Origin of the sequence: Arachnia rubra, from assembly GCF_019973735.1 — a bacterium.
Taxonomy (GTDB): Bacteria; Actinomycetota; Actinomycetes; order Propionibacteriales; family Propionibacteriaceae; genus Arachnia; species Arachnia rubra.
The window spans coordinates 1,740,893-1,757,352 of sequence record NZ_AP024463.1; the positions used below are offsets into that span (position 1 = coordinate 1,740,893).

13 protein-coding genes are annotated in these 16,460 nt (G+C 62.6%); 7 read left to right on the forward strand and 6 right to left on the reverse strand.

Translation table 11 applies throughout. From position 1 onward, the window contains the following. Positions 1–22: 22 nt before the first annotated feature. Positions 23–2,785: a pyruvate dehydrogenase (acetyl-transferring), homodimeric type gene (gene aceE / locus SK1NUM_RS07940; RefSeq protein ID WP_212320967.1), complete on the reverse strand. Its 2,763-nt coding sequence runs from the start codon at positions 2,783–2,785 to the stop codon at positions 23–25. A gap of 180 nt (positions 2,786–2,965) precedes the next feature. On the opposite strand from aceE, the gene SK1NUM_RS07945 reads away from it, so the two are divergent. From SK1NUM_RS07945 to SK1NUM_RS07970, 6 genes are all read left to right on the forward strand, one after another. Then, positions 2,966–4,330: an ABC transporter substrate-binding protein gene (locus tag SK1NUM_RS07945; RefSeq protein WP_212320968.1), complete on the forward strand. Its 1,365-nt coding sequence runs from the start codon at positions 2,966–2,968 to the stop codon at positions 4,328–4,330. A 434-nt stretch (positions 4,331–4,764) separates the two neighbouring features. Further along, positions 4,765–5,853: a PucR family transcriptional regulator gene (locus SK1NUM_RS07950; RefSeq protein ID WP_425321893.1), complete on the forward strand. Its 1,089-nt coding sequence runs from the start codon at positions 4,765–4,767 to the stop codon at positions 5,851–5,853. A 114-nt stretch (positions 5,854–5,967) separates the two neighbouring features. Further along, on the forward strand, positions 5,968–6,897 hold the full coding sequence (locus SK1NUM_RS07955) for an ACP S-malonyltransferase (RefSeq protein ID WP_212320972.1): 930 nt from the start codon (positions 5,968–5,970) through the stop codon (positions 6,895–6,897). A 43-nt stretch (positions 6,898–6,940) separates the two neighbouring features. Continuing rightward, positions 6,941–7,936 carry a beta-ketoacyl-ACP synthase III gene (locus SK1NUM_RS07960; protein WP_212320974.1) on the forward strand — a complete coding sequence of 332 codons (996 nt, stop codon included), beginning with the start codon at positions 6,941–6,943 and terminating at the stop codon, positions 7,934–7,936. A 38-nt stretch (positions 7,937–7,974) separates the two neighbouring features. Further along, the gene (locus SK1NUM_RS07965) at positions 7,975–8,220 is read left to right on the forward strand and encodes an acyl carrier protein (RefSeq protein WP_124841575.1); all 246 of its coding nucleotides are present in this window, start codon (positions 7,975–7,977) and stop codon (positions 8,218–8,220) included. A 79-nt stretch (positions 8,221–8,299) separates the two neighbouring features. Next, on the forward strand, positions 8,300–9,556 hold the full coding sequence (locus tag SK1NUM_RS07970) for a beta-ketoacyl-[acyl-carrier-protein] synthase family protein (RefSeq protein ID WP_212320976.1): 1,257 nt from the start codon (positions 8,300–8,302) through the stop codon (positions 9,554–9,556). 173 nt (positions 9,557–9,729) lie between these two features. Here the strand turns inward: SK1NUM_RS07970 and SK1NUM_RS07975 are convergent, their stop codons facing one another. Beyond that, entirely contained in the window at positions 9,730–10,254 is a 525-nt protein-coding gene (locus SK1NUM_RS07975) for a DUF3145 domain-containing protein (RefSeq protein WP_212320977.1), read from the reverse strand. Positions 10,255–10,393: 139 nt separating this feature from the next. Here SK1NUM_RS07975 and SK1NUM_RS07980 point away from each other — a divergent pair, with 139 nt between their 5' ends. Beyond that, the gene (locus tag SK1NUM_RS07980; protein ID WP_212320979.1) at positions 10,394–12,244 is read left to right on the forward strand and encodes an alpha/beta hydrolase family protein; all 1,851 of its coding nucleotides are present in this window, start codon (positions 10,394–10,396) and stop codon (positions 12,242–12,244) included. A gap of 54 nt (positions 12,245–12,298) precedes the next feature. Here the strand turns inward: SK1NUM_RS07980 and SK1NUM_RS07985 are convergent, their stop codons facing one another. From SK1NUM_RS07985 to SK1NUM_RS08000, 4 genes are read right to left on the reverse strand one after another with little or no spacing between them, the layout of a single operon-like run. Then, positions 12,299–13,273, reverse strand: coding sequence for a VWA domain-containing protein (locus SK1NUM_RS07985; RefSeq protein ID WP_212320982.1), 975 nt, complete (start codon positions 13,271–13,273; stop codon positions 12,299–12,301). Beyond that, positions 13,261–14,223: a VWA domain-containing protein gene (locus SK1NUM_RS07990; protein WP_212320984.1), complete on the reverse strand. Its 963-nt coding sequence runs from the start codon at positions 14,221–14,223 to the stop codon at positions 13,261–13,263. The genes SK1NUM_RS07985 and SK1NUM_RS07990 overlap by 13 nt, the downstream gene beginning before the upstream one ends. Continuing rightward, entirely contained in the window at positions 14,223–15,278 is a 1,056-nt protein-coding gene (locus SK1NUM_RS07995) for a DUF58 domain-containing protein (protein WP_212327608.1), read from the reverse strand. The genes SK1NUM_RS07990 and SK1NUM_RS07995 overlap by 1 nt, the downstream gene beginning before the upstream one ends. Before the next feature lie 10 nt (positions 15,279–15,288). Further along, a complete protein-coding gene (locus SK1NUM_RS08000) occupies positions 15,289–16,350 on the reverse strand; it encodes an AAA family ATPase (protein ID WP_212320986.1) in 1,062 nt (353 codons plus the stop codon). Positions 16,351–16,460: the final 110 nt, after the last annotated feature.

The window sequence follows — 16,460 nt, forward strand, 5'->3', positions numbered from 1 at the left end:
CGATCATCTCAGATCAAGAGCATCACTCGTCATCACCGGTTTTCCCAGAGGTCCCGGCGGAGACATCATCCAGGCGATACCGCTCGGCAGCTTCGACAGGCCACTCACGGGGGATCTCGCCTTTGTAGGCCAACTGCTGCAGCACGGCAACGGCGATGGAGGGGCCGTCGATGTTGTAGTAGCGACGAGCCGCTGCGCGCGTGTCGGAGAAACCAAACCCATCGGCACCAAGCGTCGTGTACTCGCGCGGTACCCACGGCCGGATCAGATCCGGTACGGCATGCATGTAGTCGCTCACGGCGACGATGGGCCCCTGGGTTCCGGCCAGCTTGGATTCCACCCAGGTGGGGGCGTGCTCCCCGAATGGATCATTGAACTTGGCCTTGTCGTGGGCGAGTCCATCGCGACGCAGCTCACCCCAGGAGGTGACAGACCAGACATCCGCCACCACCCCATAGTCCTTCTTGAGCAGTTGCTGAGCCTCAAGTGCCCAGGGGACACCGACACCGGAGGCAAGGATCTGCGCCCGCCGGGCATCCTGCCCGATGCCCTCGAAGGAGCCGGGACGTAACAGGTACATCCCCTTCACGATGCCCTCAGCATCCACGTCCTCGGGCTCAGCGGGCTGCACGTAGGGCTCGTTGTAGACCGTCAGATAGTACATGATGTCCTCGGGCTTCTCCCCGTACATGCGTCGCAGACCGTCACGCACTATGTGCGCCAGCTCATACCCGTAGGCAGGGTCATAGGCAGCGAAAGCCGTGTTGGTGGACGCGAGGATCGGTGAATGACCATCCATGTGCTGTGTGCCCTCACCGGTCAACGTGGTGCGGCCCGCGGTTGCGCCGATGACGAAGCCACGGGCGAGCTGATCCCCGGCCGCCCACATGGCATCGCCTGTGCGCTGGAAACCGAACATCGAGTAGAACAGGTAGATCGGCACCATCGGCTCACCATGGGTGGCGTAGGACGTTCCAGCGGCGGTGAAGGCCGCCATCGATCCGGCCTCGTTGATGCCGGTATGCTGGATCTGCCCGTTGACGGCCTCCCGGTAGCTGAGGAACAGGTCGGCGTCGACTGGCGTGTACTGCTGGCCGTTGGGGTTGTAGATCTTAATGGTCGGGAAGAAGGCGTCGAGCCCGAAGGTGCGTGCCTCATCGGGGATGATGGGCACCACGCGTGGGGCAAACGCCTTGTCGCGCATCAGGTCCTTGAGCAGGCGGACAAAGGCCATAGTGGTGGCCACCTCCTGCTTACCGGAGCCCTTGCGAACCGACTGGTAGGCCTTTTCACCGGGGAGCGAAATGAACTTGCGGTCTCCGCGGCGCTCCGGCACGTAACCACCGAGAGACTGCCGACGCTCCTGCAGGTACTGCATCCGTGGATCGTCATCAGCAGGGCGCACGTATGGGGGACGGTAAGGATCGGACTCAAGCACCTCGTCGGATACCGGCACCTGCACCCGGTCGCGGAAAGCCTTCAGGTCGTCGAGGGCCATCTTCTTCATCTGGTGGGTGGCGTTACGGCCTGCGAAGTGCTGACCCAGGAAGTAGCCCTTGATGGTGTGGGCCAGGATGACCGTCGGAGCTCCCGCGAACTCGGTGGCCGCCTTGTAGGCTGCGTAGACCTTGTGGAAGTCGTGGCCGCCCCGGGTAAGCGCCCAGATCTGTTCGTCGCTCCAGTCCTTCACCATGGCTGCGGTACGAGGATCCCGGCCGAAGAAGTGTTCACGCACGTATGCACCGTCATTGGCCTTGAAGGTCTGGTAGTCGCCGTCCGTCGTGCTGTTCATCAGGCTGACCAGGGCCCCATCGGTGTCTGCTGCCAGCAGGGGATCCCAGCCACGGCCCCAGATCAGCTTGATGACATTCCAGCCTGCTCCGCGGAAGAAACCCTCGAGTTCCTGAACGATCTTGCCGTTGCCGCGCACCGGGCCATCGAGGCGCTGCAGGTTACAGTTGATCACGAAGGTCAAGTTGTCGAGTTCCTCGTTAGCAGCCAGCTGCAGCAGCCCGCGGGACTCGGGCTCATCCATTTCACCGTCACCGAGAAACGCCCACACCCGCTGCTGCGAGGTGTCCTTGATCCCACGATTCTGCAGGTACCGGTTGAACTGGGCCTGATAGATGGCATTCATGGGCCCGATTCCCATCGAGACCGTGGGGAATTCCCAGAAATTCGGCATCTGGTGAGGGTGGGGATAACTCGGCAGTGCCCGCACCCTCCCATCGACGATGTGGCTGTGCTCCTGCCGGAAGCCGTCCAGGTCGGCCTCCTCAAGACGCCCCTCCAAGAAGGCGCGAGCATACATGCCCGGGGACGCATGCCCCTGGAAGAAGACCTGGTCGCCGCCTCCGGGGTGGTCCTTGCCCCGGAAGAAGTGATTCATGCCCACTTCGTAGAGGGTTGCAGCGGAGGCATAAGTGGAGATGTGGCCGCCAACACCGATTCCCGGACGCTGGGCACGGTGCACGGTGACCGCGGCATTCCAGCGGAGCAGCCGGCGGATCTGCCGTTCCAGGTTCTCGTCACCTGGATAGACCGGCTCCTGGTCGGCCGGAATCGTGTTGACGTAGTCGGTGCCGATCAGCGAGGGAACACCGACATGACGTTCACGTGCCCTCTCCAGCAACTTCAGCATGACGTAGCGGGCGCGGTTGCGCCCACCATGATCGATCACCCCATCGAGCGACTCCAGCCACTCGGCGGTCTCCCCTGGGTCGGTGTCTGGGAGGTTCGTCGGCAGGCCATTGATGATCGGCCCCACTTGGTCCTGGATGCTCACGTGAGAGTCCTCTCGTAACAGTGTGTGCACAGTCCCTGTAAAGATACCGTGTTATGGTCCCTGGACGAATTATCGCCGTGTCATGACTACCCGAGCCTGGCGACCATACCTAGCCACCCGATGTCATGGTGTAGGACTGGAATCATGTCCATCCCAGCGGAAAGGGCAAGGATGTTCCGTATGAAGAAGCGGGAAGTGATCGCGACGCTGAGCGTCGTCGCGCTGATCGTCCTGGTCTCATGCAGCGGGGGGAATCCGCCTGATGATTCCTCGAATATGCCGAGCGACCCGGCAGGCAGCTGCTTCGCCTTCAGACAGTATGGAAACCTGCAGGGCAAGTCAGTCACGGTCTACACCTCCATACTCTCGCCTGAGGACCAGTCCCACATCGACTCCTTCAAACCCTTCGAGAAGTGCACGGGCGCCAAGATCAATTACGAGGGCTCCCATGAATTCGAGTCACAGCTTCCACTCAAAATCGAGGCGGGTTCTTCCCCAGACATCGCATACCTGCCGCAACCAGGTTTGCTGAAGACACTACTGGCGCGTCATTCCGGAAAGATCAAGGAGGTCAGCGGGCAGGCTCTGAGCAACCTCGAGGAGAACTATAGGCAGGCCTGGAAAGACTATGGCTCCGCCGACGGAAAGGTATACGCGGTGCCGGTGGGAGCAAGCGTCAAGTCCTTCGTATGGTATTCCCCCAAGACTTTCACCGATAATGGTTATCAGGTGCCGAAAACCTGGGATGATTTGATGATCTTGACCGAGAAGATCAGTTCGGATCATCCCGATGCCAAGCCATGGTGTGCCGGTATTGAATCAGGCAGTTCCACCGGCTGGCCTGCCACGGACTGGCTTGAGGACACAATGCTGCGTACCGCAGGCCCTGATGCCTATGACCAGTGGGTCACCCACCAGATACCATTCAATGACCCCAAGGTAGTCACGGCACTCGACCAGGCCGGAGGCATCCTGAAGAATGACGCATACGTCAACGGAGGCCTGGGTGGCATCAGGTCCATCAGGACCACCGCTGTCGGTGAGGCCGGCCTCCCGGTCCTCGAGGGGACCTGCTTCCTGCACCACCAGGCCTCCTTCTACCAGGTCAACTGGCCTGCGGGCACAAAAATTGCCGAAGACGGCGACGTGTTCGCGTTCTACCTGCCTGGCAGTACCGAGACAGACAGGCCGGTGCTAGTCGGTGGCGAGTTCGCGGCCGCCTTCAGCGATCGGGAAGAGGTTAAGGCTTTCCAGGCCTACCTGACCTCACCTGAATTCAGCAATGCAAAGGCACAGGCGACGGGCCCGGGCTGGGTGTCAGCGAACAGAAAACTGGATCCCGCCAATCTCTCATCCCCCGTCGACAGGCTCTCTTACCAACTCATCAGTGATGAGAACAATGTGCTTCGTTTCGATGGCTCAGACCAGATGCCAGGAACTGTCGGCACCGGAACCTTCTGGACCGGGATGACAGACTGGATATCCCTCAACAAATCCTCTCAGGACATCCTGACGGAGATCGAGAACTCATGGCCAGATAAATGACGGCGATGCAACCTGCGCGATCCCACGACAGACAACAATGACCTGAATATAACGTTGTCACTGGCTTGGACTGCGGCCAGCAACAGAAGATCAGGAGCCCACGACAACCGGTGTCTCCCGGATTCCACACACATCACTGTTCTCCCGCCGACCGAGTCCGCGCTCCCATATCCGGGAGTTTTAAATCCCTGCAGGGACCTCTATCGGATCCTCTCCAACGCATTGAATTAGCGCATTCGCCCAGAATCCCAGCTTGCCACGTGATGCGGAATGGCAACATACCGGCTGTTCCTTATGCCGGGCATCCGCCCGCAGGTAGGCTGGCGACCACCATGACCGCTCAGCCTGTGCGCGCCGGTACGCTTCCGGCCACCGTCTCATCCGCCCGCACCCGGGCCGCCATCCTGAAACGGTTGCGCGGCGCCACCGCCACGATGAACACCGCCACCCTGACTGCCCTGGAGGCACGTCATAGCTGGTTTGCTGAGCTCGATGCCGAGTCCCGGTCCTGGATCAGCGTGATCGCACGAGGGGGGATCGACGGCTTTGTGAACTGGGTAGCTGGCTCGGGGTTCGCCCCCGAGGCCGTCTTCGACTCCGCTCCCCGGGCACTTGCAGGACGCATCTCTCTTCAACAGACCGTGGATCTGGTGCGCACCACCACTGATGTCGTTGAGGAGCAGATCCAGCTCCTGCTGCCCAAATCTGACCGGCAGCCACTCCAGCTTGGAATAGTGCATTACTCACGGGAGATCGCCTTCGTCGCGGCCGCAGTCTATGCGCGTGCAGCAGAGTCCCGAGGAGCATGGGATTCCCGGATCGAGGCAACGATCGTGGATGCCATCGTCAGAGCCGAGGCGGATGAATCAGTGGTCTCCAGGGCATCCACCCTGGGCTGGGACTCGGAGGCGCCCACGGTTGTCGTCATCGCCGGCGCCCCGAAGGACCTGCGGCTTGATGAGCTACGACGGGCATCAGGACGGCTCACCCTGGATGTGCTCGCGGCTCCCCAGGGCGAGCGTCTCGTGTGCATCCTAGCGGGTACAGCCCTGACCGACCCTCCCAGGGCCTACTCTCTGGTGACCAATCTTGAACCACACTTCGCGCCCGGCCCCATCGTGGTCGGACCACTTGCCGAGGGGCTACGGGGGGCACCCGCCTCTGCGCGGGCAGCCGCCTCCGGGTACCGAGCCGCAAAGGCCTGGCCTGAGGGCCCTCGCACTCTCCTTTCCAACGACCTCCTGCCAGAGCGGGCTCTCGCCGGCGATGGTCATGCCCGCCGTACACTGGCCCGGGATATCTTCGGCCTGCTCAAGGGCTCCAAGGAGCTGCTTGAAACCTGTATAGGCTTCCTCGACGCCGGGTCGTCGATGGAGGCCACGGCCAGGGCTATGTTCATTCACCCCAATACCGTCCGCTATCGCCTGCGACGCATCCAGGAGGTCACGGGATACAACCCCACCGATGCCCGAGAAGCCTATGTGCTGAGGCTGGCAGTTACCCTTGGGCGGCTCCAAGAGTGAGGCTCCTTGGCAGCGGAAGGATGCCGAATTGTAGGAAATCAACAATTCCGCATGAGATATTTTCGTTACATTCGCAGCCGCACAGCATCCTGATGAGCGGGCAGAGTTGATCACGTGCTAGCTATCGTCGCGCCTGGACAGGGCGCTCAGGCCCCTGGGTTTCTCACCGCTTGGCTGGAGGAGCCGGGGTTCAGGTCCCATCTCGAGTGGTTGAGCGCCGTCGCGGACATCGACCTCGTCGCCCACGGGACCATCTCAGATGCAGATACCATTCGCGACACCTCTGTCGCACAGCCACTTCTGGTCGCCTCAGCTATAGCCACCTTCGAGCAGATCTTTCCCTCTCGCACCGGCAATACCGCCGACTTGCTCGCCGGACACTCTGTCGGAGAGCTCGCAGCTGCTGCCTTGGCCGGGGTGATCTCCACAGAGACGGCCTTGGTGCTCGTCCGAGAACGTGGCCGGAGCATGGCATCGGCCGCCGCGATCACCCCCACGTCGATGACTGCCATCATCGGCGGGGACCGCGACGAGGTGCTGGCGGCCGTCGATGCCGCCGGGCTGACTGTCGCCAACAACAACGGCCCAGGCCAGCTCGTCGCCGCAGGCACCGTGGAACAACTGGCTGCCTTCGCCGAGAACACGCCCCGGCGCGCACGCCTGAAACAGCTCAGTGTCGCTGGAGCCTTTCACACCCACCACATGGCTCCCGCCGTCGCCCGTCTGGAGGCCTTGGCCGCCGCTGTCCCCACACGGGACCCCAGGAGCAAGCTGCTCAGCAACGCTGATGGAACAATCGTGACCTCTGGCCGTGAGTACCTGGAACGCCTGGCCCGCCAGGTAGCGAATCCGGTGCGCTGGGATCTGTGTATGGAGACCATGTCTACTGAAGGCGTCACCGGCATCCTTGAACTGGCCCCGGCCGGCACCCTGACGGGGATCGCAAAACGCAATCTGAAGGGTGTCGAGTTGTTCAATCTCAACACCCCCGACCAGCTGGACGATGCCCGCGCCTTCTGCGAGAGCCACTCAGCCAGCGCCTGAGGACCCACAGTCCGCTTCCACATACCGCCTGAAAGGCAACCCCATGACAGTGACCCCCTCCACCGGCAGCCAATACGCCCGTATTTTGAGCGTTGGCGGGTACCGTGGTTCGCGAGTCGTCGACAACGATGAGATGTGCACCATCATCGACTCCACCCCTGAATGGATCGAACAGCGCACCGGTATCCTGGAACGCCGCTGGGCGACTGAGGAGGAAACCCCGCTTTTCATGGCGGTGGCCGCGGCCCGCAAGGCAATCGACCGCGCAGGCCTGAGCCCCTCCCAGATAGATGCGGTGATCTGCTCAACGGTGTCCCATTTCCAGCAGTCCCCCTCCCTGGCTGTGTATGTTGCTGACGAGCTGGGCCTGAGCGCTGGGCCAGCCGCCTTCGACATCTCGGCTGCATGCGCCGGTTACTGCTACGGGATCGGGATCGCCGAGTCGCTGGTACGTTCCGGAGCTGCCACCAACGTCTTGGTGATTGGCGTTGAGACCTTGAGCCGCATGGTGAACTTCGAGGACCGCAGCACTGCTTTCCTCTTTTCCGACGGAGCGGGGGCCACGGTCATCGGACCAAGTGATGAGCCTGCCCTCGGCCCGATCATCTGGGGTTCTGATGGTTCTCAGGCCTTTACCATCCAGATTGAGGACTGGTCCAAGGTGACCGACCCGGAACAACGGCTACCCCTGATCAGCATGGATGGGCGAACCGTATTCCGCTGGGCAACCACCTATATTGCCGACAAAACCCGGCAGGCCATCGAGGCGGCCGGCATCACCACCGACGATCTGAACGTCTTCATCCCCCACCAGGCCAACAACCGGATCACCGATTCGATGCTACGCCACCTTAAACTACCTGAGAACGTGGTGGTCTCGCGTGACATCAGGCACATGGGCAACTCCTCGGCGGCATCCATTCCGCTAGCGATGGAGGCCTTGCTCGAATCAGGCGAAGCAGCCACAGGGCAGACCGCTCTGATCATCGGTTTCGGCGCTGGTCTTGTGTTCGCGGGCCAGGTCGTCGTTCTTCCATGACCCGAATCAGCCATCAACAAACTAGCTAGGAGACAACAATGGCAAGCACTGAAGAGATTCGCACCGACCTCGCTGAGATCGTCAACGACGTGGCGGGGGTAGCCGCAGAGGACGTCCAGCTGGACAAGTCCTTCGTCGACGATCTGGGTGTTGACTCCCTTTCCATGGTGGAGATCATCTACGCCTGCGAGGACAAGTTCGGCGTCTCGATCCCCGACGAGGACTCCAAAAACCTGAAGACCGTGGGCGACGCCGTCGCGTATATCGAACGCGCCCAGGCCTGAGTCCGGGTGGTGGGATGGCGTAGCGCCACCCCACCACCCTCGTGTTTCCCAGAGTCTCATCCAGTCCCAGGAGTTCAACATGACCGAGGTAGTCATCACAGGTTTCGGCGCTCTCACGCCACTTGGTGTGGACGCTCCCAGCACCTGGGAGGCGATGCTCGCCGGCCGTTCCGGCGTCCATACCCTGCACTATGAGTGGGCACAACCCCTACCCGTCACCTTTGCAGCCGAGGCAGCCGGCGATCCCACCGAGAAGATCGACCGGGTAGCGGCCCGCCGCCTCGACCGAAGCTCGCAACTGGCCCTGGCCGCCGGCCAGGAGGCATGGGAGGACGCCGGTTTCGGATTCGACGAGGACAACCCAGTGGACCCAGACCGGCTGGCTGTGTGCGTGGGAACCGGCATCGGGGGTCTGCACTCACTGCTGGGCAACTGGGATGTCCAGAAGGAGAAGGGGCTTCGCCGCGTCTCGCCTTTCACCATCCCCATGCTCATGGCCAACGCACCTGCTGCGAATCTCGGGTTGAAGTTCGGCGCCGCCGCAGGTGTGCACGCACCGGTCAGTGCCTGCGCATCGTCAAACGAGGCGATCTCCCTCGGACTCGACCAGATCCGGTTGGGTCGCTGTGACATCGCTGTCGTCGGGGGCTCCGAGGGCGTGATCCACCCCCTACCCATCAATGCCTTCGCCCAAATGCAGGCCCTGAGTCGGCGCAACGACGACCCGGAGCATGCTTCCCGTCCCTGGGACACCGGACGCGACGGCTTCGTTCTCGGCGAAGGATCAGTGATCATGGTGATCGAGACACTCGAACATGCTCGCGCCCGTGGAGCACGTATCTACGGCACCCTCGCCGGAGCAGGAATCAGCAACGACAACCACGACATGGTGCAACCTGAGCCGACTGGCCGCGGCCAGTCCGCTGCCATGCTTAAAGCCCTCCAGGTATCGGGGCTCGCCCCCGCCGATATCAAGCACATCAATGCCCACGGCACCTCAACCCCACAGGGGGATGTCACCGAGGCGAACTCGATCGCAAGTGCTCTCGGCGCTGCAGTCGACCACTGCATCGTCACCTCCACTAAGTCCATGAGCGGACATCTGCTGGGAAGCGCCGGTGCTTTGGAGACCTTCGCGACGGTGATGGCGCTGAAAGAGCGCGTGGTACCGCCAACGATCAACATCGAGAACCTTGAGCCGGGCCTGCCCATCGATATCGCGGTGAACGAGGCGCGCACACTCCCCGGCGGCGATCTGGCAGCTGTCAACAACTCCTTCGGGTTCGGAGGCTCAAACGTCGCCGTAACAGTGACCAACGCCAACGTCACTGGCTAACTAAGGCAAGCACCGCAGAAACCCTCGTCGCTGGGCATGTTTCGGCTGTCCGATCCTGGAGAGGCGGAAGAAAACGCCGTGCATGTTCTTCATGCACAGAAGGCGGCGCCGTCACCGTCCTGCCGCCTGGAGCCTTGCCAGGTGAGCCGGCCCCGTCTGCCGGGTGGCCTGGCTCATACCACCTGGTGGAGCCAGCGGATGGGAGCGTCCTCCGAGCTGTAGCGGAACTGCTCCAGCTCCTCGTCCCAAGCCGTGCCGAGGAGGCGCTCCATGGCCTGGTGGACGCTGATCCCATCGGCAGATGCGGTGTCGAGGGCATGACGGATCCGGTCTTCAGGAACCAGGATGTCCCCGTGTACTCCCACGGTCGCCGCAAAACCACCAAGAGCCGGGGTGTAGCAGTAGCGTGTCCCCTCGGCGCCCAGCACCGCGTCTTCGGTCACCTCAAAACGGATCCGGCTGAACTCAGCGAGACGAGACGCCAGCCTTGCCCCGGACCCGGTCGGCCCGGCCCATGACAGTTCAGCTCGCTGAGATCCCGGTTCAGCGTTCTGCGCGCTCCACTGCCAGTTGAGACCTGCGCCCAGCACCGAGGCGGCCGCCCATTCCAGATGAGGGCACAGCGCAGCCGGGGTGGAGTGGATGAATACCATCCCCCGTGCCCCTGGCAGGCTCTCAGTGGCCATGCATGCGTTCATGTTCTTTCTCTCCTGGGTATCGGCCGGATTGCCTTCCCCTGCATCCGTCTTAACTCCAGGCGAGCTCAATTCTGCTACAGCTAGGGCAAAGGCACAATAAGCAACCGCGGGTCGGGTATAACTGGAAATCATGCAGCGCATGTCCATCGACCAGGCTCTTGTGGGAGCAGACTCCATCCGGCAGGTCCGCGCCAGCGCCAACGGCGTGTTCTGGCTGGCAGGTATCGCGGCCGAGGATGGCCGGATGACGATCCGACGCTGGCACGATGGCGAGGTCACCGACATCACGCCCTCATCCAATGTGCGTTCCCGGGTAATGGAATACGGAGGCGGCGCCTACGCGGTTTCCAATGACCTGGTTGCCTGGTGTGACGACCTCACTCAGCGTCTGTGGTTATGTGAAAAGAACTCCCCGCGTCCCCTGACCCCTGTCAGCACCAGGTTCAGGTATGGTGGGTTGGCCCTGGCTCCGGAACGCCGGCTGCTCCTCGCAGTTCGTGAGGACCACGACGCCAGGCCCGAGGAGCGGAGCGAGATCGTCGCGCTGAGCCTAGATTCAGACAACGCTGGTGGCGGTCATGTCCTGGTCACCGGGGCTGATTTCTACGCGGGGCCTGCGCTGCGTGATGGCCAGCTCGCCTGGTTCCAGTGGATGCACCCCAACATGAGCTGGGATGCGTCCCAGGTGTGCATCGCCTCCTGCCAGGATGATGCTGCAGACGGCCTATCCCGCGTGGCTCCCGTGGCGGCAGACGCAGGTGTCAGCGCTCAACATCCTCTGTGGCTCGGCGACGGCTCGATTGCCTTCGTCACGGATGACTCCGGTTACTGGAACTGGAGAGTGATCCATGGGGATGAGACATACACCTGGTCTACTCCCCACGACTGCTCAGTACCGGTCTGGGTGCTGGACAGCCCTCCCGCCTGCGCTGTCGGAGAGGATCTGCTGGCAACAGTGCAGATCGCTGGTGGCCGTGGTGCGCTGGCTCTGTGGCAGCCACGAAGCGGCGGGGTTACCTACCCTTTGCCGGACACAGCGATGATCGAGTCGGTGGCCTCCAGAGGCGACGAATTGTTCGTGATAGCGCAGTGGACTGACCGTCCCGCTTCCCTGGTGCGCATCTCCCCCACCGGGGAGCGGAGCGAGATCGTGACCTCTGAGCCGCTTGCAGATGCGAGCCGACCTGTATACCGCTGGTCCGAGGGCAAAGCCGGGCCTGTGCAGTCGTGGTTCTATCCAGTGCCGACGGCCACCGCAGCATCGCCACTGCTGGTGCTCACCCACGGCGGGCCGACCTCCGTGCACTACCCGAGCTTCGACAGGATGGTCCAGTTCTGGGTGTCCCGGGGCATTGCCGTCCTAGATGTCAACTACTCAGGGTCGAGCGGTTTCGGCCGGGCCTATCGAGACCGCCTGGCAGGACAGTGGGGCGTCCTGGACGTAGCCGATGTGGTGGCTGCGACACGCGAAGTGTGCCAGGCCGGGCTGGCGGATCCTGAACGTGTCGCCATAGCCGGCGGCAGCGCAGGCGGGTACACCACTTTGCAGGCGCTGGTGACCAGTGACACCTTTTCCGCCGGTATCAGCTCTTACGGCATAGGTGACCTACGGGCTCTCGTGAAGCAGACCCACAAGGCAGAATCCCACTACACCTTTTCCCTGGTGGCCCCATGGCCAGAGGGAGAGCAAATATATCAGGATCGCTCCCCCATCACGCAGCTGGACCAGCTCAGCACACCCATGCTGATCATGCAGGGGCTGGAGGACCGCGTGGTCCCACCACAGCAGGCCTTTGACATGGCAGCTGCGGTGCGCGCCAAGGGACTCCCGGTGGCGTTGGTGACATTCGAACATGAGGGGCATGGCTTCCGTTCCCTCACGGCCCGCCGTCAGGCCTTGGAAGCACAAGTCTCATTCCTGGAGCAGGTATTCGGGCTACCCCACAGCCAAGACGTGGCACCCTTGGCCATCGAAAACCTCCCATCGTGATCCGCTGATCTTCTCTGGCAATAGGGGTTCTCAGGCACCTGGTGAGAATTACCTTTATGGCCAGCGGGCGCCCAGAGATATCACACCGACGGCAGCCAGGATCGCGAAGATGATTGCCAGCCCGGCGTACTGATCCGTGATCTCCATCGGTACTTTCTCGTATCCCACGTCGGAAGAGATCGCCTGATAGATCTCGCTAAGCTGATCAGCCGATTCCGCCGAGAACTTCTTGCCGCCGGATCTTTCCGCGATCACATAGAGTTCATGATGGTCGACAGCCACTCGCTGCCGCTCACCATTCGACTCGACGAAACCATCTTGTGTGCCATAGGCGATGGTGTAGATGGGAACCCCCATCTCCTTCGACTGTTCGGCTGCGGCAGCGGAGCTCCGCCCCAGATTCGAGGCGCCGTCGGAGAGCAGCACGATGGCCGCAGGGGCTGTCTCGTCTGGGTGGTCGGGGTCGGGCGGCACCTGTTTCAGTGCGTCAAGACTTGTGTAGATGGCTTCGCCGATAGCCGTTGAGGGTGCCATCTCAAGGTTGTCGATGGCACGCGTCAGCACTCCACGATCCACTGTCGGGGGCACATTCACGTTCGCTGTACCGGCGAAGGTGACCAACGCCACATTGAAGCGCTCGGGCAGGCTCGAGATGAACTTCTTGGCGGCCTGTTTGGCGGTCTCCAGCCGGTTCGGCTTCACGTCCTCTGCCTCCATCGACCAGGACACATCGATCGTCACCACGACGGTGGCGCGGTCACGCGGTTGCTTGCCATAGTCTTTGGGCGTCGCCCAGGCGATCACCAGCGACGCGAGGCTGAGCAGCGCTAGGAGCACCGCTCCGTGACGTTTCCAGGCCGCGTCCTTCGGGATCACCAGCTGAATGCGTGAGCGTGAGCCGGGTTTCCGGGACTGGGGGATGCGTCTCGCGAGGTACCAGTAGACACCTGCGATCGCTGGGATCAGGATCAGCGCCCACAGCCTGGCAGACTGCATGAACTCGAGTATCAGTGTTGTCATCGTGGCCACCTCGCAGCCATCATCACAGCCCCAAGAGCTGCCACAACGGCGAAGCCAAGTGCGCCGAAGGCATACTGGGCAGTCACTGGCTTCTGCACCTCTTCCGTACCGACTGATGAGCCGATCTTCTTGTAGGCCTCGTTGAGGCTGCTCGCGCTGTCCGCGGTCACTGACTCCCCATTGGTGGCCGCGGAGATGGAACGCAGCACCTCCGTGTCAGGAGCGACATTGTGACGTTTACCGTCCAGATCGACATAACCGTTCTGGGTTCCGTAAGCGATGGTGAAGACCGGAACCCCAGCCTGTTTGGCCCGGCTCGCACCTTCACTCGGATCCGCTCCCTGGGTGTTCCCGCCGTCGCTGAGCATCACGATCATGGCCGGGACCGGCTCGGAGCCCTCGTCAGGTGGCGGTGCATCCGCAATGGCCTTCAAGGACACGTCCAGAGAGTCACCGATGGCAGTGCCTTCCTTGAGCTCCAGCGTGTTGATGGCTCTTTGCAATGCTCCCCGGTCCGTCGAGGGAGGCATGACCACCGAGGGAGAGCCATTCAGGGATACCAGTGAGACGTTGTAGGAGTCAGGTAGCGCATCCACGAACTGCAGTGCCGCCGCTTTCGCCGCCTCCAGCCTGTTGGGCTCAACATCGGTTGCTTGCATGGACAAGGAGGTGTCGATCGCAAGCACCACCGTCGCGCGTTCTCTAGGCACCTTCTCTGTGCCGAGTGGCTGCGCCCAGGCCAGTCCCAGCGCAACCAGGGAGCACAGGGACATGGCGACCGCTATATGCCGGGTCCAGCGGCGCTGAGAACCGATGACACGTCCCAATACTCCCGTATTGGTGAACCGCAGCGACGTCCTCCCTTTGAGGCGCATCAGCACCAGGTAGGCGATGATCAGCACAGGAAGCGCCAGCAGCACCCACAGACGTTCTGGGGTCTTGAACTCAAGCCAGCCCATCAACGGCTCACCCCCTGCGGTGGTTTGTGAAGCATGCCGGCGACACGCCGGTAGCCGAGAACGAAGCGCGCGATGTCAGCCACCCAGTCGCGGTCTGTACGCAGCTGGATGTGCCCAGCCCCGGCCCGCCTGAGCGCCACCTTGATGCGTTCTCGCTGCGCCCGGGAGGCCTCGTCCATCCTCTGCCGTGCGACGGGGTCGGAGGTGTTGATGTAGCGCAGGAAGGAGGTCTCGGGATCCCGGATCAGCATCTCCCCGACATCGGGAAACTCCAGCTCATGCCGATCCACCACCTCTACGCAGAGCACCTGGTTCCGCACCGCCAGGCGGCGGATAGCCCGTTCCCAGGCAGGCGGCCTGTCAGGGTCGAGTTCAGCTTCACCGGCAGTCAGGAAATCCGACACCACAACCCGCATGCCACGACGACGCTGCGAACGTGCCAGCTGCTCGATTCCATCGGCTAGCTCCAGGTCGCCACTGGCATTGTCGGGGACGATGGGCTCAGTCAGCATCTGCCGCAGCATGCCGTACAGAGCAGTGCGCCCCGAGCGAGCGGGGAGCCGCTTGACGCGGTCAGGCAGCAGCAGCATCCCGCCAAAGCGATCCCCCATCCGCTGGCTGAGGAAACCGATGGTCGCGATGGCCGCGATCCCCAGGTCGCGCTTGGTCACTCCCTCAGTCCCCCAGTTCATCGACGGCGTGACATCGAGCAGGCCCCAGACCTCCAGCTCCCGATCCGCCATCGTGTCGCGGACGTGGGGAACCGTGGTCCGGGCCGTGACGGCCCAGTCCATCATGCGGACATCATCCTGGCCAGGCTGGTAGACGCGTGCGTCATTGGTGTCGGACCCGGGACCGGGAAGCAGTCCCAGGTGATCACCGTGCAGGAAACCCTCGAGACGCCGGACCACCGTGAGCTCCAGGCGGCGCAGCGCCGCCTCCGGCGCCAGTTTTGCCAAAGGGATGGTGGGGCCACTCGGCGTGCGCAGCAACGAGGTGGCAGCCCCTGGGTCATGGGCTGCCTGAGCTGCTGGCGTGAAGGATGGGGAGGCCAAGAAGGTTCCCTCAGGCCTGGCCGGGCTGGTAGCCGTGCTGCTGGTGCCGCTGTTGGCGTTGCTGGTCATTCCAGACGGGTGTGGGCGCCGGGACCATGGCCAGGATGCGGTCTATCACATCCGTGGGAGCGACATTGTCTGCGACCGCATCGAAACCGAGCACGATACGGTGGGACATGACGTCGTAGGCGACGGCCTGGACATCGGTCGGGAGGACGTAGTCGCGCCCATTGATCAGGGCCAGGGCACGGGAGGCCGCCACCAGGCCGAGCGTCGCACGGGGCGAACAGCCGATCTGGATTACAGGCTCCAGGTCGGGCATCCCGAAATCCGAGGGATCCCGGGTGGCCAGGACGAGACGGACGATGTACTCGCTGACCAGGTTGTGCACGAAAACCTTCGACGCCATGTCCTGCAGGTGGCGTATCAGTGGCGGGTTAAGCACCTGTTCCGCCACGGGCGGCGTGATGCTCATGCGCCGGAGAATCTCGAATTCCTCGTTGCCCTTCGGGTAGGGAACATCGACTTTGACGAGGAACCGATCACGCTGCGCCTCCGGGAGTGGGTATACGCCCTCGGACTCCACCGGGTTCTGGGTCGCGATCACGATGAAGGGTTCGGGGGCTGGGTAAGTCTTGCCACCGATGGAGACCTGTTTCTCGGCCATCAATTCAAGCATCGCTGACTGCACCTTGGCGGGTGCCCGGTTGATCTCGTCAGCCAGCACGAAGTTGACGAAGACCGGGCCGAGCTGGATCTCGAAGGACTCAGAACTGGCGGAATAGATCCGGGTGCCGACGATGTCGGAGGGGACCAGGTCTGGCGTGAACTGAACCCGTGCGAAATCTCCCCCGACCACCGTCGCAAAGGAACGGACCGCCAGGGTCTTCGCCACCCCGGGGACACCTTCGAGAAGGCAATGGCCCTTCGCCAGTAGAGCCACCATCAGCTGTTGAACCATGTGTTCCTGACCGACGATGACCCGCTGCACCTGGCTGATGGCCACACCCAGAAGGCGGGCGGCGTCGGCGACGGTTGTGGGCAGAGCTGGCTGCGCGCTGGGTGTAGTCAACTTGGAGTCTCCTTGAAACGATCGCGCACCACGATACCGCGCTGGCAGAGCATCCTCCGACACGACTGCCAAGGGGCGCTAAGACACGCTGATGTGGTGTCATAGTCTCT